Below are 286 nucleotides of genomic sequence, written 5' to 3'. Positions count from 1 at the left end.
CGTCGTCGGCAGCGTCAGATGTGTATAAGAGACAGGGCATAGGCAACGTAATCGGGATTGCCGAATTCGACGAGGGCCGATTCCGCATAGGCTTCGAGTTGATAAAGCTTGATGAGCTTGAACTCGCCGTCGTTGAAAATAATCCAGATGACAGGAATATCGTACTGAACGGCGGTCAGAAGCTCGAAGCCCGACAGCAGATAACATCCATCGCCGCAACCGACGATAACCGGACGGTCGGGATTGGCGCATTTGGCGCCAAGCGCGCCGTTGACATGCCCCGCCA

1 protein-coding gene is annotated in these 286 nt (G+C 55.2%); it reads right to left on the bottom strand.

Annotation, left to right across the window (positions count from 1 at the left end; genetic code table 11):
* Positions 1 to 14: 14 nt before the first annotated feature.
* Positions 15 to 227: a thiamine pyrophosphate-dependent enzyme gene (locus ACR9ZK_RS21850; protein ID WP_481344053.1), complete on the bottom strand. Its 213-nt coding sequence runs from the start codon at positions 225 to 227 to the stop codon at positions 15 to 17.
* Positions 228 to 286: the final 59 nt, after the last annotated feature.

The organism is Monashia sp. HAY1-5C, from assembly GCF_056755255.1.
The sequence above is the reverse complement of the archived record's forward strand: the minus strand, read 5'-3'. Positions and strand labels throughout refer to the sequence as shown.